This window comes from Candidatus Berkelbacteria bacterium, from assembly GCA_016187225.1.
Taxonomy (GTDB): domain Bacteria; phylum Patescibacteriota; class UBA1384; order JACPKC01; family JACPKC01; genus JACPKC01.
On sequence record JACPKC010000006.1, the window covers coordinates 73,315 to 93,146 of the forward strand.

At 56.5% G+C, this 19,832-nt stretch carries 22 protein-coding genes and 1 tRNA gene; 5 read left to right on the forward strand and 18 right to left on the reverse strand.

Features of this window, described 5'->3' with window-relative positions; translation table 11 throughout:
* Positions 1-157: 157 nt before the first annotated feature.
* From HYW32_01625 to HYW32_01670, 10 genes are all read right to left on the reverse strand, one after another.
* Complete coding sequence (locus HYW32_01625; GenBank protein ID MBI2589707.1) at positions 158-820, reverse strand: HAD family hydrolase; 663 nt, start codon at positions 818-820, stop codon at positions 158-160.
* Positions 821-911: 91 nt separating this feature from the next.
* A tRNA-Leu gene (locus tag HYW32_01630) sits at positions 912-995 on the reverse strand.
* A gap of 30 nt (positions 996-1,025) precedes the next feature.
* Positions 1,026-2,042, reverse strand: coding sequence for a bifunctional oligoribonuclease/PAP phosphatase NrnA (locus HYW32_01635; GenBank protein ID MBI2589708.1), 1,017 nt, complete (start codon positions 2,040-2,042; stop codon positions 1,026-1,028).
* 81 nt (positions 2,043-2,123) lie between these two features.
* Complete coding sequence (locus tag HYW32_01640; GenBank protein ID MBI2589709.1) at positions 2,124-2,687, reverse strand: hypothetical protein; 564 nt, start codon at positions 2,685-2,687, stop codon at positions 2,124-2,126.
* Between the two features lie 25 nt (positions 2,688-2,712).
* Positions 2,713-2,877 (reverse strand): hypothetical protein, encoded by a 165-nt coding sequence (locus HYW32_01645; GenBank protein ID MBI2589710.1) that lies wholly within the window; start codon positions 2,875-2,877, stop codon positions 2,713-2,715.
* Between the two features lie 466 nt (positions 2,878-3,343).
* Positions 3,344-3,664 (reverse strand): hypothetical protein, encoded by a 321-nt coding sequence (locus HYW32_01650; GenBank protein ID MBI2589711.1) that lies wholly within the window; start codon positions 3,662-3,664, stop codon positions 3,344-3,346.
* A gap of 554 nt (positions 3,665-4,218) precedes the next feature.
* On the reverse strand, positions 4,219-4,596 hold the full coding sequence (locus tag HYW32_01655) for a hypothetical protein (protein ID MBI2589712.1): 378 nt from the start codon (positions 4,594-4,596) through the stop codon (positions 4,219-4,221).
* Positions 4,597-4,613: 17 nt separating this feature from the next.
* A complete protein-coding gene (locus HYW32_01660) occupies positions 4,614-4,802 on the reverse strand; it encodes a hypothetical protein (GenBank protein MBI2589713.1) in 189 nt (62 codons plus the stop codon).
* Between the two features lie 123 nt (positions 4,803-4,925).
* Positions 4,926-5,150, reverse strand: a complete 225-nt coding sequence (locus HYW32_01665; GenBank protein MBI2589714.1) for a hypothetical protein — start codon at positions 5,148-5,150, stop codon at positions 4,926-4,928.
* A 149-nt stretch (positions 5,151-5,299) separates the two neighbouring features.
* Entirely contained in the window at positions 5,300-5,968 is a 669-nt protein-coding gene (locus HYW32_01670) for a hypothetical protein (protein ID MBI2589715.1), read from the reverse strand.
* 176 nt (positions 5,969-6,144) lie between these two features.
* Here HYW32_01670 and HYW32_01675 point away from each other — a divergent pair, with 176 nt between their 5' ends.
* A complete protein-coding gene (locus tag HYW32_01675) occupies positions 6,145-6,384 on the forward strand; it encodes a hypothetical protein (protein ID MBI2589716.1) in 240 nt (79 codons plus the stop codon).
* Positions 6,385-6,401: 17 nt separating this feature from the next.
* Positions 6,402-6,662 (forward strand): type II toxin-antitoxin system RelE/ParE family toxin, encoded by a 261-nt coding sequence (locus HYW32_01680; protein MBI2589717.1) that lies wholly within the window; start codon positions 6,402-6,404, stop codon positions 6,660-6,662.
* Positions 6,663-7,930: 1,268 nt separating this feature from the next.
* On the opposite strand, the gene HYW32_01685 is transcribed toward HYW32_01680, so the two are convergent.
* Positions 7,931-8,338, reverse strand: coding sequence for a response regulator (locus HYW32_01685; protein MBI2589718.1), 408 nt, complete (start codon positions 8,336-8,338; stop codon positions 7,931-7,933).
* A 327-nt stretch (positions 8,339-8,665) separates the two neighbouring features.
* Positions 8,666-8,962 carry a hypothetical protein gene (locus HYW32_01690; protein MBI2589719.1) on the reverse strand — a complete coding sequence of 99 codons (297 nt, stop codon included), beginning with the start codon at positions 8,960-8,962 and terminating at the stop codon, positions 8,666-8,668.
* A 201-nt stretch (positions 8,963-9,163) separates the two neighbouring features.
* Here HYW32_01690 and HYW32_01695 point away from each other — a divergent pair, with 201 nt between their 5' ends.
* Complete coding sequence (locus HYW32_01695; protein ID MBI2589720.1) at positions 9,164-9,466, forward strand: hypothetical protein; 303 nt, start codon at positions 9,164-9,166, stop codon at positions 9,464-9,466.
* On the forward strand, positions 9,463-9,828 hold the full coding sequence (locus tag HYW32_01700) for a PIN domain-containing protein (protein ID MBI2589721.1): 366 nt from the start codon (positions 9,463-9,465) through the stop codon (positions 9,826-9,828). Before HYW32_01695 ends, HYW32_01700 begins: the two co-directional genes overlap by 4 nt.
* Positions 9,829-9,920: 92 nt before the next feature.
* On the opposite strand, the gene HYW32_01705 is transcribed toward HYW32_01700, so the two are convergent.
* The 3 genes from HYW32_01705 to HYW32_01715 form a co-directional block, all read right to left on the reverse strand.
* Complete coding sequence (locus HYW32_01705; GenBank protein MBI2589722.1) at positions 9,921-10,361, reverse strand: hypothetical protein; 441 nt, start codon at positions 10,359-10,361, stop codon at positions 9,921-9,923.
* 247 nt (positions 10,362-10,608) lie between these two features.
* Positions 10,609-14,844: a hypothetical protein gene (locus tag HYW32_01710; protein ID MBI2589723.1), complete on the reverse strand. Its 4,236-nt coding sequence runs from the start codon at positions 14,842-14,844 to the stop codon at positions 10,609-10,611.
* 39 nt (positions 14,845-14,883) lie between these two features.
* Positions 14,884-15,615, reverse strand: a complete 732-nt coding sequence (locus HYW32_01715) for a hypothetical protein (protein ID MBI2589724.1) — start codon at positions 15,613-15,615, stop codon at positions 14,884-14,886.
* 331 nt (positions 15,616-15,946) lie between these two features.
* Between HYW32_01715 and HYW32_01720 the strand changes: the two genes are divergently transcribed.
* A complete protein-coding gene (locus HYW32_01720; protein ID MBI2589725.1) occupies positions 15,947-16,888 on the forward strand; it encodes a hypothetical protein in 942 nt (313 codons plus the stop codon).
* 169 nt (positions 16,889-17,057) lie between these two features.
* Here HYW32_01720 and HYW32_01725 read toward each other — a convergent pair whose 3' ends face one another.
* The 3 genes from HYW32_01725 to HYW32_01735 all read right to left on the reverse strand — a co-directional run bounded on the left by HYW32_01725 (position 17,058) and on the right by HYW32_01735 (position 19,414).
* Positions 17,058-17,498 carry a GNAT family N-acetyltransferase gene (locus HYW32_01725; protein ID MBI2589726.1) on the reverse strand — a complete coding sequence of 147 codons (441 nt, stop codon included), beginning with the start codon at positions 17,496-17,498 and terminating at the stop codon, positions 17,058-17,060.
* Between the two features lie 1,273 nt (positions 17,499-18,771).
* On the reverse strand, positions 18,772-19,008 hold the full coding sequence (locus HYW32_01730; protein MBI2589727.1) for a hypothetical protein: 237 nt from the start codon (positions 19,006-19,008) through the stop codon (positions 18,772-18,774).
* A 28-nt stretch (positions 19,009-19,036) separates the two neighbouring features.
* The gene (locus HYW32_01735; protein MBI2589728.1) at positions 19,037-19,414 is read right to left on the reverse strand and encodes a hypothetical protein; all 378 of its coding nucleotides are present in this window, start codon (positions 19,412-19,414) and stop codon (positions 19,037-19,039) included.
* Between the last annotated feature and the right edge of the window lie 418 nt (positions 19,415-19,832).

Sequence of the window (19,832 nt, forward strand, 5' to 3'; positions counted from 1 at the left end):
TATAAAAAAACTCTTCTTTGAGACAGAGGAATGATTAAAGCCCAGCGATGACATCTCAAGGGAAAAGTGAGAAAGTCCTAAACATTAAATCTTTTGTCAATAAAAGTCGGGTTCTGGATTGCCCAAAACCCGGCTTTGAATGGTGCTTTGACCCTGGCTACATTGTCGCCAATACTCTGGCGATCGGCTCAAGCGAGCCGAGTAGAATATCCGGCTCCGCCGCCTTGAGTCTCTCTATCGAGCACACCCCGCCACCAACGGCTATCGAAGTCGCCCCAAGCGCTTGCGCAATTTCAATCTCTTCAAGCGAGTCGCCGATAATCACGACCTGGTGTGGCTGATAGCGTGAATATTGGGCGAGCAATTCCCGAAGACGATCCAGCTTGGTGGCCGCTACGACAACATCAAGCTGACCACAATTAGCACTCAGTTCTCTAAAAAAGTGACTCACTTGTAGGCGGTCGAGCTGTCGCTCGATGCTCCCCACAGTGTTGTTGGAAAGAATCCAGTTTTGACGTCGCCGACGGCGTTGGACGCACAGAATGATCCGCACGCCTCGACGCAAAGCAATATTGGACGAAAGTCTCTCATAAGCCTCGTACCAATGCCCGACCTCGGTGATCAAACGACCCGGGTCGCAACCGCGGCCGAGATAAAACTCTCGGACCGGCAGACCGAACTCGGCTTGCAGCTCCGTCAAACTAACCTCGCGACCACCGAGAAGACGAATAAAACTATTCGTCGCCGCTAGGTGGGCCCTGGAATCGGCCACAACGGTGCCGTTCCAGTCCCACACAATCAACTGAACACGACGTAACAACTTCAATAGTTTCTCACTCACCCAGATTATTCCTTTCTCTTAAGGTAACAAACGATTATATCTATATCCGAGAATCCAACCTTGATCAATCTGGTGCCGAGGGTGGGATTCGAACCCACAAGCCTTGCGGCGCAGGATTTTAAGTCCTGTGCGTATACCGTTCCGCCACCCCGGCCAAGTTGGCCAAAGTTTAACAAAAAATTTCCTAGGCCGCCACAGGAGTAGGTTGGCCAAGACGCAAAGGAAGAGTCAACAATGACGGCGCAACATGCACGATTTGCCAGCCCAAAGAAGAACGTAAAAACTTGCCCGAGAACGAAAAGCCAGCCGCCTTGCGAATTCCACCACCACCAAACAAATTTGCGAGAGCGGCAACGTTAACGGCATCATCTTCGGTCCGCACCGAGGCTTTAATTCGGCCATTGGGCAGTTCGCACAAAAGAATCGTTGCCCGCGCTTCAGGCACGCAGTTAATCAGATTCACGCAACCGGCCAGGTCTTCGTGATAAGCATTGCAAGTCGCTAGATCTTCTTCAGTGATAATTGAAGTGACAATTTTAAGACTTGGATGATACTTAATTCGTGAGAGCGCCACCCCCCAAAGCCGCAAAGCCGGCACGGACTTAAAGCTCGCAACGTTCGCGTTGATTAGATCCAAACGCGCGCCGCGCGCCATGAGTTCTGCGGCCTGACTTAACACAATTGGCGAGGTATTAGAATGCTTGAACCCGCCGGTATCGTTGTAAAGCCCGGTGAGCAGACAAGTGGCGATGTCGGCATCCAAATTAATATCAAGCGCTTTAATTAGCGGAAAAATCAATTCGGCGGCGGATGAAGCGTTGCTGTCGACGTAATTGAGCGAGGCTAATTTATGCAAGTCGTTGCGTTGGTGATGATCGATGTTGATGATTCTTTGACGAAAACGGGTAAACTCGCGAATCCGATGCGCGAGGCCGGTGCGTTTAAGATCGCCGCAATCGATAATCACGATTCGATCGTAACTTCCAAGTAAGCAATCGCGTTGAATGAGATTCACACCGGGCAAAAAACGAAAAGGATGCGGGATCTCATCCACACAAGTAAGGGTCACGTTTTTACCCAGACGTCGCAGAGTATGACCAAGCGCTAGAAGACTGCCTGCGGCATCGCCATCGGCTTGCTCGTGGGTGATCAACAACAAGCGTTCAGCCGCACGAAGAGTGTTGGAAACTAGAGAGATCATAGGATGGATTATGCAGTTATATTTTGCCAGCGCGTGGGACGGAGCGACGGAGCGATTATGAGGGTGTGGCTCACAATGAGTTTATGTATGTTTAAGAAGATAAATTTTGCGTTCACCCTCCGGCAAATCGCTTTTCGTCATCTTAATGTTTTCAACAGTTTCGGGCGTCTGCCCTCCGATGCGCGCGAAAGTTTCGCCTTTTTGCACGCCAACGAGAATAACAATGCGCGGCTCAATTTCGCCAATCAATTTAGCAATGGTCTGCAATTCGTCAGCTGATTCATTATCGGCGTGGACAAAGAGCAGGTCGACGTCTTCAAGACGAGCGAGTTCAGTTTCAGTGACCTGGCGTTTTTTCTGCCCCGCAACCGCGATTACCAAGGTTTCGATATGCAAATGGGCGAGATCGGGTGTAACCTCTGCAAAAACACCGGCTTTTTCATATTCACCCGGGCCATCGAGTACCAAATCGTTGATTTTGAGTTGGCCATCGAGTTCGATCGTGGCGGTTTTCGTTTTGAGGCGGCATTTTGAATCACCAGTGACACTGATCTGCATAGCTATCCTTTCATGGAATATTTCAAAATATCGCATTGTTGGCGCAAGGTAAAGAGTTAGGTGGTGAAAATAAAAAGGCCCGGGCATTCAAACGATGCTCACGGGCCTTTTTTCACCGACGCGGTTGAACGAGGTCGAAGACCCCGTTGCCGGGGTCCTCGGCGCCTCCCCACTCTTCATCGGGCGGCCATTCACGGCCGACCCAACGAAGAATTGGAGGCGCAAAGATTAGAATCATAAGCAGTAAAAAACTGCTTATGATCTGTTCCAGCGTCAATCGCGTCACCTCCTTCGCTGGGTTCGATTTTGATCTTCGAAAAGATCAAGCCCAGCGAGCAGGTTCCCTCTAACCCACTCCGGATTCAGGAGAGGGCGGTACTTCTAATCAAAGAAACACTGCCCCAATCCGGAGTGGATGAGAGGGGAGGAGCTTGGGAGCTCCTCATTGACTTGCATTGGTCTATCTACAATAATAGATACACCAATGCAGACACCCCGACCACCAGCAATATAATTGCGATAGCCAGGGCAAAGATGAGAGTGCGAAATGACAATTGCTCGTCATACTCGACCCTCTTTTTCTTTTCCATTTTTCACCTCCTCTCGCGATGATTAATTACGCGACGGGATTTCCTCGGGAGTGGCATCAGACTCTCCCGAGGTGAAGGAGTCGCATTAATAACCGTGAGAGAAGCCCGACCCCGTTCGACTCGCTCTGCGAGTTCGCTCGGGGTCGGAAAAAATCACCATGGCCAGTATTTCGCCCGCTTCTGACTCTTCATCAGAAGCGGGCGACTGGGCGCCCAACCACACTCCTTACTGCCCATGGGGCATAGGGTGTAGTGGGCACCCGAGCCGCAGGCGCACTCGGCCGCCTGGGCCAGAGCCTCGAGAACTTCAGGTCGGTTTCTGAAGTTCCCGAGAACTTCAGGTCGGTCGAGTTGGCGAACCTCGACGGGTCCGCTGATCGCCTCGAAAAAAAATTCGAGGTAGACCGATTCCCGCTGGCTAAGCGGGTCAGTCACCCCCTCGTACTGAAGGGTCCAACCGGCCACGCCTTGCAAGGCAACGAGCCTCGCGCCGGAGGTCGAGGAGGTCCAGGCGAAGGACGTGACGTCCTCCTCCAGATACCCCCTCCAACCAGAGTGCTCCCCAGGCACTCGATGGGCGACGGGAGCGGTCGGAGGCATTACCTCCCGCCCGCCCAAAGAATTTTCCGCCATATAGACGAGCCCCTCGCGGGGTGCCGCCTCGGGTTCGCAGTCCTCCCCCCGTGGCATTTGGTTGGTTAGCCCGAAGGCCAACGAAACCAAATTTTCCCACGAGGTTTCCCCCGCGAAAATGTTTTGCTGGGTGGCGCTGGTGAGGGTCGTCATGTTGACGCCCTCCCTTCTTGCCCATTTTTCGATGGGCGGATCGTGGGTTTTTAACGTGTTTTACCACACGGATGACAAAGCTAACTCATCCCCATTGGGCATTAGTTAGCAGGGCATCACCCTGCTGCTATTTTAGGACCCGAGCACAGAGTCCTCGCTCTTCACTTCGATCCTCGTCGGATTGACGAAAAGCGAAGAAAGAGCCCTGCCTCACCGGTCGAAACCGACGAAGCAGGATGGGATCAGTCGTCGGGCTGGCGACGCGCGTCTGCCCCGAGTTCATCGAACTCGAGAACTAGACGTCTGACCCGTCGGAAACGAACAAACCGGTAGTACCGGCCGTTCACCTCCCAATCCGATTCCTCCGGGTGCGCCACGATCTCGGCTTCCGACCAGAGTGGTCGAAGTCCCAGATCGACCATTCGGGCGAGAACAGAGAGCGGGACGACGGTAATCACATCGTCATATCCACCCTCGCGGACTCGTCGCACGATCGTCTCGGCATTGTCGAACGGGCGCGAATCGCGCTCAACCCTCACATCCGCCCCAAACAACCGGCGCAAAGCGCCGAGCTGGACGGGATTCATCCCGTGCCGGCTGATCCAAAGGATTCGTTTCATCGAATCCCCCTCCTTTCCTAGTTGATCCCGACGGTCTGCCCCGAGTATTGCGCGGCGATATACTGCGCATCCTCGAAATCGACCGGCTCGGACAAAATTTGGAACTCGCCCGGGTTTCGCGGGTCGGCAAACTCGGTCCACAGCACCAGATAATTCCGGTCCGTGGTCGGCTGTCCTGACTCCAGCTCAACGATATGGATGGCCATGTGATCACCTCCTCTCGCGATAATTGATTACGCAACAACCCTTAAGTCGCGCGCTGATCGATAACCGTGAGAGAAGCCCGACCCCACAATCCACCGAAGCGAACGTGGGGTCGGGAAAAACAACTACTCGTCGACCGGAAAGACGAAATACTGGAATACGCTGAAACTAGTTGCCGCGGCAACCGTTCGCGCATCCTCCAATGCTTCATCCACCGTATCGTGCGTGCGAGTCAGAAAACAAACGTGCCCGTCGTAGCGATAAAGTTTTGCGCCCAACCGCTCGTACTGAACAACATCGTCAACTGGCTCGCAGTAGTTGTTCTCGACAAAGCCACCGCGGTATTTCATTTTTTTCTCCTCCATTCTTTTGATGGGGCAGTCGCTATCAGCGAGATGTCCATCAAAGTTCAGAGGCGCGGTGGCTTAAAAAACTGTTGGCCAGCCTTCCGAGCGGCTGGCAAAAAAAGTGAACCTCGCTCGGACGAGGGAGATGAGGGCTAGATTTGCGGCATGCGCCGCTCATCTAGCCACTCCCACTCGCTGGGGAGTGAGTCCCTCTCGGGGTAGGGGGTGGTATCGTCCCACCCCTGATTCTGCCACGCCGCCGTGTCGGCCCGCCGCTTGACGCGGCCGGTCATGAGGGCCTCGTCCTCCGGGGCCGAACCGGAGGATATCAGTCCCCCCTGGTAACCCCGCCACATCTGGTGGCGGAGATACTTGTCCCCCGCCAGGATGGGTCCAAGCGAGGAATAGCACCAGGGATGCCGCGAGAGATACTCTCGCAGGAACCCCTCGAGTCCGACCTCGAACTCCAGGCGCCGAAGCGCCCGGCTCGCCGTCGCCCGCAGTTCGTGCGGGAGGGACTCCTCCTCCCCCACAAAGGGGAAGTAGGGTCCGTGTGCCGTATCTGGCACCTCCCCCAGGGCCCCAGACAATTTGTAGTACGGGACCTGGTTGACCCGCACTCCCAGGATGGCCGGCGAGGCGATCCATCCTTGGTGCTTTCCGTCCACCTGGACGGAGTAGAGCCCGGCGACCTCGCCGGACTCTACCAGGGTCAGGGTGCTGTTCTGGGTGCTCTGCATGGCAGGCACACCTCCATTCTTAAACTCCCGCTTGCGCGGGGCGATGGAAGGACTATAAATAGTCAGCCCGTCGCCCAACATAAACGAGTTATTTCCGCTCATCCTCGATTCCTCATCGGTTTCGATGAAAGTCCGAGGTAACTCAAAAAAAACTTTTGGCCAGCCGCGATGCGGCGGTGAAGCTTGATTAGCATCAAACCTCGCCGCCACAACCCGAGTTTGCAGAATCCCTGTTAATTTCCTATACTTGAGTTATTATGCCTAATGTCTTCATTCCCAAAGAATATGAACGGACTCGCGAGCTCGTCGCCATCCCTAAAAAGAAGTATGAGGCTTATCTTGAGGCGCAACGCGCTCAAGCACGACCAGCCAAACATGCCCAATCCAAACGAGATCAAGAGCTGACGGAGGTACTGGAAATTATCCGCAGAGGTAAAGCCGACTACCGCGCCGGTAGAATTCGGACTGTCCAATCGCTTTCGGAACTCATGGAGTAAATCCAGTGCGTCGACCGATCGCAACTATCGATGTGACGCCAGATTTTGAAAAGGCTTTTCGTCGCCTGCCAGTTCGTATCCAGCGTTTGGCCACCAAGAAAACAAGTTGGTTTCGCGATAATGCACACGATTCCAGGCTAAAAACTCATAAGTTGAGCGGCCAACTCAACGAACACTGGTCGTTTTCCGTAAATCGCGAGTACCGGATTCTATTTGAGTTCACGAGTAATACCACCGCACTCTTCCACTCAATTGGCACCCACGCCATCTATCGTTGAAGTGCGTCTGCAACCCGTAAGACCGATCCGGATCAATCCCCAGGCGCCAAAACTCGATGTGAGTGGAGAGATGCTTCCATCGCTGGTCACAACTATTCGTTGCGTCAAGTAAAAAGATCCCTTCCTCCGATTTTAGGGGAAGAGAAGAAGCGGGGCGGGAGGCAAGCGTGCCTGCGACCGCCCCAAGCTTTGGCCGGGTTCCGATCGATTGATCGGAAGCGTTAAGACGGGAGCAATCCTTCGGGGTGTTCGCTCAACCGTCTTGCCGGCCTACCCGCAAAAGTTGCGGGTAGGGTTGGATTCTCCGCCGTCGGCGGATTCTTACTCTCGCGCCACCAACCAAGGCGCGGGAGGGCAGTGTTTATGCTAGACCAGTCTCGCAAAGAGACAGTCGGCTTCATGCTCGACGTCCTCTCCCGAGTCTGATCTAGACTCATTTCCACAGCAGAGACACTGTCTGTACTCAAACAGTGTGCCTCCACTGGAGAAATTGTGCAGTTCGTTGTTTTTGATCCACTGCACAATTTCTCTTTTCAGCTCGGGATCACTTTCGATCGCCCGAGCAAGATTGGAGAAAAGCATTCTTTCTCCCTCCTCCCACCCTCGCGGGTAGGATGCCTGGTTGGCCGCGGGTGCGGGCCAGGGCGGGCAGATTCCCAATTCTTCCGTGATCGTGGGTTTCGACCACGCTCTGCCAGTCCGTGGAGGACTAGCATCCCGTTCTTTGAACGAGGAGCGTCCCCACGGAGCCTGGTGGCTCGGAAGAATTGGGTTTCCCCTTGTTCGTCCACTCACCAACTGCCAGCGGTGAGAGACAGGGCGGTTCGCCCCTCCAAGCGCGCGAAGACTAACTGGTCGAAGCGCGCGCTAGAGCCGAGTTTTGGTTACTTGCTTACTCGGGTGCAAGGTTGTCTTTATTCTCTGGGCGTTGCTGCCGGCAGACACATTTTTTTTTACGAGAGTGTCCACTCGTTCCAATTATTACTAATTGGATCGTTCCCTGCGCTGACCGGGCAAGGAGACCGGACTGATTTATGTTTTAGAAGCAACGCCAGTGAACGTTGCTCAACCGCGCGCGTGCCTTCATTAAAGAGGCCGCTTCTCACGGATAACTATGGTCACCCCTTAAAACCGCTCCGACAGTTTTAAGGGGATCTTTTACGCCACCCGACGTTGCCATTATGGTTTAGGCAACTCTCCCCGCCGACCTCAACGCTACAACGCGCTTAGGGCCAACGGTTGACGGGTGGGAGCCTGTCGTGGCACCCCTATGCGAGAAGGGGCAGAAGCACCTGCCGACGCTCCTGGTCAAATGTGTCCTTTAATAGACACCGTTTCGACCAGGCTTTAGATGGTTCAGCATTCAGGTACTGAACCATCTGTCTGTACGCCATCTTGTCCGACGACGCACAGAACGCCCGTGCTCCCCCCTCGAGCTGACGGCCAACCTCCTCCTGGAGGTCCCAGATTGACGAAAGATTTTCCCATCCTTCGCCTCCAAGACTCTCGTCCAGGAAGAGCACGGCGTACTGGCGTTCAGCCAGCGCCTGCCGCGTCTCGGCCGCCGTCGTAGGAGCCACGACGTCCACGCCAACCGGCAGGACAGCAAGGAGCCGAGAGAGGAACATCTCTCGCCACTCCTCGCAGTCCTCGATCAGCAGGACGCTTTGGTTCATCTTTTCACCTCCTTCGTTGGACTCAATTTTGATTTACCGATCAAATCCAACGAGGAAATGAATGCGCTCCTTAAGAACAAATCTGCTGCAAAAGTTCAACCATGAATCAAACTCCAGTCACTATGGCTCTAATGACGTGCTCGCCCATCATCTTAACGACCTAACCCATTTCCGCACCGCGATCGCCCGCTGGCTGACGAAACAAGTTGACTGATCAAGCCTTTCGAGACTTCGTTGACGATCTCCGATTCACGATTTTATAAGTTAATAAATCATGAACCCGAGTCGATCTCCCTCTACCTGCTTGCACAGGCGAGGGAGAAAAATCTACATCGCTGCCCGAACCCGGTCGGCAGCTAGTCGCTCTCTACGCCACCTCTCCTCGAGGTACTCGGCGTACCAAGCGAGCAACTGCTCGGTGGTGCCGTCGAGAGCGGCGTTAACCGCCTCGAGCTGGGCGGCTTCTTTCTCCAGGTCGAGGCCGTCGAGCGGCTCAAGCTGGAGAAAGTACGCCGCTTCACGAATGGCGGCGTCCTTGGCGCGGCGCACCACGGCCGGAACCATGGCGTTCTTGGCCTCCGCCTCGGCGTACCGGCCCTCCCGGTTGTCGCGTTCGGTCGCCATTTTGAGCGACCTCCCTTCCTTAATTGGTATTCAGGGAACCACCCTGCTGCTATTTTAGGACCCGAGCACAGAGTCCTCGCTCTTCACTTCGTCTTTCGATGAATCGAAAAGCGAAGAAAGAGCCCGGCTCTCCGGTTGATTTGAAGATCATAGTTGGAATCAAGAGTGAAAGATTGGTAAGATAATTGACGAAAGGAACTGATGCCCAAAGTAATCAGTAAACCAAAAATCCGCGTTCCTGATGCGTACCAGGGTTATCAACGTTTGGTGGCGATTTCGGAAACAGATTACCAGCGCCTGGTTGACAAGATGCGACCTGCCAAAACCGATCCGGCCGATCGCGCCACTGTCTGGAAAGCAGTGGAAGGCATCTGGGCTGACCGAGACGATCTTGATCCAATCCGTTATCAACGGCAATTACGGAACGAGTGGAATAAACGCGAAAAACGCCAGTATCGCTTGGGCGGGCGGGCAAAAAATTCGACGCACGCTAAGCGCTCATGACGCTCGACACCAATATCATCATCACGCTTCTCAAAAACGAAGCGTCTTTGGTGAAATGGTTCCAGCAACTGCAGCGCGACCAGGTTATTTTCATATCCTCGATCACGCGAGCTGAACTTTTATCAGAATCAAAGTCAACCGCTAGGCAACTTGCTCGGATCGCACGATTTTTGAATTCCTTCCATTCTGTGCCACTAGATGACAAAATTGCCGATCATGTCGCAAGCTTGCGGCGCGCCTACTCTAAACTGCATGTTCCTGATGCCGCCGTGGCCGCCACTGCAATCATCATGGGCACGCCACTCGCCAGTCGCGACAAGGTATTTCGAAAGATTAAGGAACTCGATTTGATTGTGCCATAGGCTTTCTCGCTCTTCACTTCGTCTTTCGATGAATCGAAAAGCGAAGAAAGAGCCCCCCGCTCGAAATGTTTTGCGAGACGGGGGGACAACGTTTAGACAGGCGCCTCGAGCGGGCGCTGGACGAGGGCTTTGCGCACCTCGACCCCGACGACTTCGTAGCCGCCGAAGGCGAGGATGTCACGCCCTCGCTCATCCTGGCCGGTCACGATCACCCGCCCGTCCTCGCCCCGCTTGAAGACCTGGCGCAGGACATGAATGCCCTGCTCGGCCAGCCCCTCGACGAGGGCGATCATGACCGGCTCGGGCCCGCCGGCCTCGACCGCCACCACCTCCCTCTCCTCGGTGGCCTCGATCATGTCGATGACCGCCTGGACGGCGGCCACCGGATCGGCGCCATAAGGCACGTCCTCGGTGACCACCTCGAGGTCGTCACCGAAGACGACCGCGAGGGCCGCTCGACGGTCCTCACTCAACGGGTGACGCATCACCCGCAGGATTACCGGGGTCAGGATGGTGTTTTCGGTGCTCTGCATGGCAGGCACCTCCTCTCATGAGCTCCCGCTTGCGCGGGGCGATGGAAGGACTATAAATAGTCAGCCCAGCGCCCAACATAAACGAGTCAGTTCACACTCATCCTCGATTCCTCATCGGTTTCGACCCGTTCTAAACGAAGTCGAAGAATGAGAGCCCGAGGTGAGCCCCCGACCGCATTCAGCAATGGGTCAGGGTCAAGCAGTCCGGCGCAAGTAAGCTACCTGGCCGGACTGAAGTCATGAGGCGCTAGCGGCGGTTGAACCGCGCTTTGAGCGCCTCGATCTGGGCCTGGGCGGTGGCCGCGTCTTCGGCAGAAGGTTCTGCCGGCGCGGCTTCGCGCGCCTTAGCCCGTTTCTTGCTCTGCCCCGATCCAGCCGATTCGCTGGCGCGAACCTCCGGCTCGGGGACTTGCGGTTTGTCTTCCGGGAAGGGCGGCTCGAGCCGCACTAGCGTGAGACGGAAGGAGCCAGTGTTGACCAACTCCCTTACCTCGCTCACGTAGTACGACTTGCCCGCAACCGGCTCCGGTGAGCGGCGGTCGAGCACGAACTTGGCGTGCTTCGATCCGGCCTCCCACTGGAGTTCTCCGGTTTTGGGGTGTCGCCCCTGGCGGAACGAGAGCTTGAACCATGCACGCTGGGAGACCATCTCCTCAGCGCGCTGGTAATCAGCCTCGTACCGCTCCCGATTCCTGGCCGCCCACGCCTCGTCCGTAAGAATGACTCCCGTGAAGTCATTCCGAACGAGTGGGCAGGCGCAGTCCGTCGGGAACCACTCGGCGGCAACAGTGCCATCGATGAAAATTTTCACCGTGGCCACCGCATCCCACCGTTTATGGGTCCCTTCCGGCCGCACCTCGGCCAGGACAGCTTCGTCGTACTGGGTCAGCCCACTGTTTGACTGGGCCCAGACCACCCGGTTGATCGGGTGGAGGTTGGTCTGGCGGCAAACCAAACGGGTTTGACCCGTCTGGTCGCCCCACTCGGTATGCTCTTCAACCATCGGGTGGGAGCAAACCGGGCAGGTACCAAGGAGCGTGCGCAGGCGATCGTTCGCCGATCGCTTCAGCTCCTCTTTCTGCCGCTTGGCGTCCTCGGCCTTCTTTTGGAGCTCGGCCGTTTTCACGGAGAGCTCCTCAAAGAGCGCGCACGTCGACACGAAGTCGTGGCGCTTAAAGGCTTCGGTCGCCTCAGTCGCAAGGCGCTCAACCTCCCTCTCCTCCTTATAGGAGAGCAAACCATCGCGCTCATAGGTCGCGATCGTTTCCTGCTCCTCCCGAATGAGGGCGAGGGCGGTCTCCGCCTCGGGGCGCTTGGTCTCGTTGGTCTGGTGGTGAGCCAGCGCCAACTCGACCCGCGCCCGGACAGTCGCGAGCAGGTCGAGCGCCTTCTTCGGCTCCGGGGTGCGGCTGTAATAGCCGTCGCTCGTCCGGAGCAAGGCGCGCGCCTGCTCGATCTTTGCCGAGAGTCCCTCCGACTCGTACCAGCTGTCTTTCCCCGCTTCACGCGAGGTCAGACCGTAAGCCTGGTACTCGTCGAGGTTCACCCCGGCAAGCAGTTGGGCGACCGCGTCGGCTTCAGCTTGCGCTTCGGCCACGTAGCGGTCGCGATTTCTGCGTTCGTCTTCCTCGGCATCGAGCTTGGCCTTGGCTTTGATGGCCTCGGCCTGGCTCGTCTGCGCCTCCTCGCAAGTGCGGTACCATTTCTGGTACCAGCTCGCGTAGTAGGCGCGGAACGCCGGGTAGGCGAACGCCCCGGTCACGGCGTCATAGATCTCGGGTTCGGCGACCGCGGGGAGCGGCTCCAAACCCTTGACCACGAGTGTCGTGTCGGGGTGGTTGGTCGTGAACGCCTGCCAGGCCAACTCCAGCCGTTGCGCCTCGATCTGCTCGCGCAGGGTCGAGACGTCGGTGCCAGAGATGGCGGTGTAGCCCTTGTCCTGCAGCTTGAGCGTGTAGCTCGCGCCGCTCGGAATGAGATGCTCCACCACTGCCTGGTCGGCGTTCTGGATGGTCGCCACCGACACCTGGATGGTGACGGTCTGCTTCTTCTCGCTCGAGTAGTACGACGCGCTGTCGTACTTATACTCGACGTTGCAGACCTCGCCGCCGATCAGCACGGTGTCGGGCGCCTGCTCGCGGATGTACGTTGCTTCCTCACCGGAAACAAACGTCGCCCGCGCCAGGCCAAAGTCGATGCCCTCGATCGCCGGATCGTCCATCCGGTAGATCTCGCCGAGTCGCTCGGCATAGATCTTGGCCGCCTCACTTTGAGTGAGCGGCCCCCGAACGGCGCCCCCGGACTTGGCTTGAAGTTCGGTCAGCTCGGCATTGACTGCCTGGCCAACTTCCCCCAGCCAAACTCGGGCAAACTGGTCGGCCAAGGCTTTGGTCGCCTCGGCGTTTCTCTGGGCGGCCACCACCGTCGTTGCGACTTCGGTGCCGTTGAACACCAGCACCTCGTCACAGACGACCTCGCCTCGCTCCTCACTCCACCGATAGTTCCGGCAGAGATTGGAGGCGAGGTGAGGCGCCACCTCGGCCAGCCAAGTCGGGTCAACCGCCGAGGCATTTTTGATCAGGCGGAGCGTCATTGAACGCCCTCGCCGATCTGTAATGCCAAGGTCGAACGGTTGGCCGACCAGCCACTCGGGCAAACTCGAGCGCTTCATCAAGCAGCTCTCCTTTGCCAGCTCTCGTTCGCCGTTGCCGCCGTTCTGGTATCGACCACTATAGGAAGAGCTCTTCCTATACAAATGGTCAACCAACCCAGTCGAGCAGGCCTTGAGAGTGTCTTGCTGAGAGCCGAAGCTCCCAAACTCAACATCCCCGACCCCCCGCACGGCGTCAGCAAGCGTGGGAATCTGGGCGTAGGCACGCTTGATGTTCATGCCCACAATCCCAGCTTCCCGCCAGTCAACCTGCTTGAGGCTCCGATCCGCCTCCCGCAGGGCCCGTTTGACCTGCTCTCTCCGGCTCTCGCGCTGTTTGCGCTTGAGGTTCTTGTTAAAAACCTCTTGCCGCGGCGCGGTGCCGAGCAGGTGCTCAATCGTGTTCTGGCCAATCAAGGCGACCAGAACCGCCAGTTGGGCAAGTAGATCGCTCTCAGTTTCCTTGACACCGAAAAACGATCGCCACTCGCCACTTCTGGCAACGATGTCGCCGGCGTCAAGGCAAGCCGCGATGACAATCACGTCATCCACGACTCCCCGTTGCGCCGCTTCTAGGATCATCCGGGCAGAGTGCACCTCGATCGGCAAGCGATTAATCGCATAGCCGACTTCGGTCACTTTCCCGGCCTGGTCGATGGCGCCGAGACCTTTGAGCGCCTTCTTCGCATCAGCAATGACCTGGCGGTCAAGCTGATGGAAGAACGGCAGCTCGGCTGCGTCGTACCCGGCAATGGCCAAACGGAGCACCGTCTGGTCAAGCCGGGTGCGCATGATCTCGGGCACCGGGTAGCCGGGCCGCTCGGCGCTGGGGCAGTGGTCGATGTAGACCCCTTCGCCCAAGCGGCCGGTTCGGCCTCGGCGCTGTTGGCCGCGAGCTTTGGCGATCGGCTTGAGGTACAAGCCTTCTACGCCACTGACCAGCTCGACGCGTCGTTCCATGCCGGAGTCGACAACGGCGAGCCGGCGCCCGGGACTCGGCACTAGCGTACGGCCGGTTTCCAAGGCGTTGGTTGAAACCACCACCTTGGGCCGGTCGTACCGCTTGTAGGCGCGGTCTTTTTCCTCGCGCTTGAGCTTCCCGTAAAACGGGATCAGCTCGGCATCGAGGCTTTGGAGCCGCGCAACAGTCGCCACGATCTCGGCCTCGCCCGGCTGGAAGCAGAGGACGTCAAAGCCCTCAGCGACCAACTTGGCAATGTCAGCCTCGATCGTGGCACCAGCCGGTCGGTCGACGATTGGGAACTGCCTCCCCGGCACCTTGAACACCGGCGCGTTCCCGCGCTTGCGCGCGAGCTCGTCCGAGGCCAAAGTAGCCGAGAGGACCACGATCTTTTTAAAGACCGAGTTCCCTTCCTGGAGGTGCTTCCACGCCCAGGCCTCCAGAGTGGATTGGTTCGTATTCCACTCGTGGAGCTCGTCGATGATGAGGATGTCGAACCGGTTGTGACCGGCCAACTCCCTCACCAGCGCGAGACCGTCGGTGCAGAACAGAATTGACGTCTCCGCCGAATCCTGCCTGCCCTTGCCGGTCCGGTAGCCGACGGTCGTGCCAAACGGCACGCCCATGAGCTGGGCGACATACTCGCTCGTGCCGATGACCGTTTCGATCAACGGCTCGGTTACAAGTACGCTGTTACCCAGCTCATGGTACCACTGGGGCACCATTGTCGACTTGCCGGAGCCGGTTTCGGCCTCGACAATCATGTAGGGCGCGGCGCATCCAATGATCGCGGCTTTGAAGGCCTCGATCGGGAGCGCATCACGCCCGTTGCTGGTCGGGGAGCTGTTATTCACCATGCCATTCTTGGTCATGGTAAATTTCCCTTTCGGGAAAGCCGTCTAGCCTTTCGGCTAGGCGGCCAACAGCTCCTCTCGGAGATCGGCCGCCGCCCAAGCGACTTGCGCTCGGGCGCGACCCTGCTCGAACGGCGACCTTGCAGCCAGCCGTTCGGCGAGGGCCGACTCAAGGGAGTCGGCGGCGTCATGCCACCGACTCACGCTCGAGTCCCGGGCGACCAGGAGCAGAAGCTCCGGTCGCCGGGAGGCGACCACGGTTTTGCGCCAGAGCCCCTGGCACACGGGGGCAGAAGCGGCCAACGCCTCACGGCGAGCCGCTTCTGCCTTTTGTTGGCGCGCCCACTCGCCTTTGGGCAGGGCGCGGCAATTCTGCCGCTCCTGCTTGCGGGCGCGGCGAGCCTCCCGGGCGGCGCGGTCGCGGGCCACCTTGGCCAGCACCGCCGCCCGGGTCACCTGACCGCGGACAGGTTGGGCTTTCGCCCGTTCCTGCCGCCGGTTGGCCCGCCGGCGCGCCGTCCGCCACGACCGCCCCTCGCTGGGGACGGCATGGAAAGTTTTTCTGCCACAAAGTGGCTGCGGCACCCAGAGCTGGTCGCCCATCAGAGCGGCCAGCTCCCCGGCCGCGAGGCGAATGCCCCGCGACCGAAAAAACTTCTTCGCCCGGGTGCGAGAGACGAACTCTCGACGGCCCGGGCAGGTCATGACACCATTTTCCCGGGTGATGCCAAACCCGGTGGCGAGCACGAAGCTCGCCAGGAAAACGAGAACCAGCCCAATAATGAGCATCTCGTTTTCCTCCTTCCCCCGCTTTGCGGGTTTTTCAACCGCACGGGGGATTCACCGGCTGGCGAATGCCCACCCCGAACAGCGACGCCTTTCACGTCTCCCTCTGCGCCACATTTTTCCTGGACGATTTGAGGTGCGGCCAGGGCAGGCCGTTAATGTTGGGTCGTCGTGGAATATTGCGCCACTTAACCGCCTTTAACGTCAGTTACCCAACCAAAACCTGACGGTTCTTACGAAGAACTATCCACACCCAGAATAATACTGTTATGGGTGCGAGTAGCTCTTCGCAATGCTTATTGCGAAGATAAAAATTCCCTGCGATATTAAATGTATGATTGATAAAAATGAACCATCCCCACTGGAAGATCAGTCAGCGGAGGTAGCCAAAAAATGGCCCCTGCTTGAAAAATACAGGGAGAGTTGGGAAATTCCTACCAAAGAAGAGCGAGATGAATACTATAATCAGAGGGAAGAATACCAACGCGCACGCGAACAAGAGTACAACCTTCAGGCCTACCATCGCTGGGACGGCTTGCGCAGGGCAATGACGGACTTTCGCCAATTAGTTGCTAAACAGACTAATCTCGATTCGGCTATAATTGGTCCGGCGCCTCCGCTCGACTTGCGCGAGACACGGGCATGGGCAGAGCGTTGGGACGAATTGCGTTTGGATGTTTTGGTTGAAGATGAGGTTAAACCTTGGTTGCGTCAACATGCTCGTCTTCCTAGAAACCTCGACTGGCCAAGGGCAATTATCGTTTTTCAATTTCCAGTGCAAGGTGAATTAGCCAATATAAAACCTTTATCGCGCGGCGATCGATTAGAACGCAAAGAACGCAAAAATTTTCCAGACTTATATCTACCAAATCCGATGTCTTCCGAAAGCGAAATACAACCCCAAACTAAACAATCCAATAATCTATCTCTAAAGAAAATGAAGAGTGTCCATAAGATCATTGATCGTATTATGGGGCGTGACACTCGTCAGCCGCCTAACGCTGAATTCCAGGCAATGGTTGAACGCATCCAAAGTGAACTCAAACCCTACGGTGGTTTTGGCCACCGCCTAACGCCGCCTGGTCTTCACGACCCTGAAGCCTATTATTATGTTTGGGGCTGGTGGGCCAACGGCGAACCTTACCATCCACGCACATTAAAGACATTCTACAGTCGTCCTTTAGGCTGGAGGACTTTAGAAACTCTCAAACAAGGATTCTATGATAAATTCATGGAGCGATTCCCTGATCACGAGCAAGGATCAAACCACTACTAATCCGGCGCCTAGATTCAAGTTTTAATGCGTTGTTTTGGTTGATTGCATTCCGCCGAGCAACCTGCTCCGGCACAGAAGTGATCCAATTAGATCTGCCGAAACAGGTTCCTCGGGAGAATACTTTTGCCAACACCAAAAGGGGCCCGGCGGATTAATCGCCAGACCCCTCTTAAAGATCGAGTAAGGAATCGACCGGCAGGTCGGTTTCAATGAGCCGAACCTGCTGCCGAAGCGGCTCTGGCAATTGGTTCACCAGAACCGACATCTTGCTCGAGAGCGCGTCGATGCGAACTGGGGTCAAATCCCGCTCCGCCATCCGCTCGATCGCGCGCACCAATAGCGCTCGGGCAATGCCCTGCCGGCGCCACTCCGGATGAACCCAGAGGGCGACAATCGTCGGCTGGCCGGACATCTGCTCGCCCTTGGGCGCCAGCGTCACCGCGCCGAGCAATTCCTCTCCCTCAAGGGCGACGAAAACCTCGTCGCAACAACTCAAACGATCGCCGCCAAACAGAATGGCGATCGCAAATCGCTGATAGTGCGGCCGCAACGCGTCTACCAGCGTTGATTTGGAAACCGTTCGAATCTCCAAATCTCCTCCTCCTTTCATCTTAATTGCAAGATCGAAATTAGTTTCGACACTGCAAAAAGAGCCCCTCCTGCCCATAATCCGCCGGCTGGCGAAGGCAAGAGGGGAAAGTAAAAACTTTGCGGGCACGGAGTTATCAAGCTCGACGTGTCCGCATATTCAGATTTTACCTCGCCGCGATGGTGGTCTCGGCTCGGGTTCGGTTCTGAAGAACCGGTTCCCGCCGTAGGCGGGACGGTATCGCCTTTCGCGAGGGTTAACCGCCGTTTCGGTATCCCTCCTGCGCCCTGCATCTGATCCTTGCAAAACCATCAAACTTGCAAGAATCTCCTCGTTCCGTGCAGGGAACTTCGTCACGCTTTTTCAAGCGGACCGGGCTTCTCCGAGTCACGTCGGAGGAACAACGCCCAAAAAAAACTACCAGACCTTCGACGTCCTTACGTACCCGGTCCTGTTTTCCGTACAGGATCGGTACGACAAGACGGGACGGCCCTCGAATCGGCCTTCTACGATGGGCCCATCGTAAGAAGAGCCGAAATGGCCCTGGGCTTCATCCCACCAAGGATAGAAGTCCAGGCCCCGCGGGGCTAACTCCATCCCCTTGGGAGCCGGACTAAAAGTCCAGAACTCCCAGGGGGGTTGCTGCCCCCACTCGAGAGCCGTCAGCCAACGGCGCCACTCTGCCGCCCGCGCCTTATAGCGAGCATCGAGTGCCGCCTTGACTTCCCAGAGCAGGCTTTCTAATTCCTGCTCTGAAAGGTCGGCCAGACGGTCGTCCATTCGATGATTCCTCCTTCCTTTAATGATGGCCGTATTTATGGATAACGGCGGAACCAAGCCATTCTTGGCCAGCGAGGCGAGTTTTGAAAGATCTATTTCACGTCAGTGACACGCGAACGATCTTTCAGACTCGCCAGCCGCGATGCGGCGGTGAAGCTTGATTATCCATCAAACCTCGCCGCCACAACTTGAGTTGCTCAACTTCTACCGATCTCCTATACACCACTATTAAACCGACTCTTCCAGTCCGACACTAAGTGTCGGAATATCGGAATATAGCTACCACGAGGAATTAGCCGATGCCATCTACCGGGCCCTTCCGCCGTTGCCGCCGTTGATCGACGACTTGCTCGATCACCTGCAGCACTAAGGCTCACCTCCTAAGAAGCGCCATGTTCTATTTTTAAACGCCAAAAAAGGCCGAATTACTTCGGCCCTCCTTGATTTTACGTTCACGCTCCCAAGAAGAGCCCAACCCACAGGCTCCCTCTTGACTTCGCAAACGTTAGTTTGCTTACTCCTCCAACCGGCGGTATTCGCCCCGCAAAGCTTGACGAACGTCGTAACCCACAAACTTAACGCCTTGAGTTGGCGAATCAGCTTGGCCTAGCGCTGGAGCCCGCCCCTCTTGATTTAGCCCGGCATCCTCTACTACCACTTCGTCCGTTCCCTCATCTTTCGGTTGACACGAGTTGGCGGCCGTTTGGGCTTCCAATTCATGCAAACTTATTTCTGTTGGCTCGTGTTCCATCTTAAATCCTTTCTTTTTAAGGACCTGGTTAATTCTTGCGTGGTTTCCACCAACCTGCTGGCTCGGGGCCGCCGACCGCCTCGCCATCCCAAGTCGATTCAGTCCAATCCCAGATAGCTTGTGGTTCATTGGGAGCATATTGCTCCGCAAGTCTGACAGTGCTAAAACAGTTCCCGCCGGTTACTCCTTTGTCATCTTCAAGACCAATAAAATCCATTGATTCTTTCGGCCCCCAAAATGGCTTTAACTCCTTTAATCGTTTACCTTGTCCAACCTGACCGTAACGAGGCCAGATGTGTAATCCAAAATAATCTACCGTTTGTTGGTCAGAGATTTTTTGGAGGATGTCATTTGCTTTACTCGCGCAACGCTCTTCATCGGGTATTCCTAATGGTTCTCTTTCCATATTTCTCCTTCTGATAGCACGAATAACTCCTGCTATCAGTGAAGACCCCGATCCTCTGCCGACACTTCCAGTCCGACACTAAGTGTCGGGAATACAGGAACCACTAATCCTTTTTTACGATCTCTAATTTCCCTTATTCGCGCCTCTGAAGCCGCCAGTTAGACGGATTCAGAAAGGCAAAAAGAGAGCTCATCCGCCAGCCGGCGGATGAGCTCATAGCTGACCTGCAACCTTGCCAAGCCGGCAAGGCGGGTCGGAAACACGGCGGTCATCAGCGTGTTTCCCAAGTCCCTGACTCCGGCGCGCTCCCACTGCGGGGACGCCGGAGCGATCACGGCCGGGACGGCCGGTGATGCTTGTCTCGCCGGCGCTATTGCGACGACGAGACTTGGTCTAAGGCAAAACGGCATCACACGCC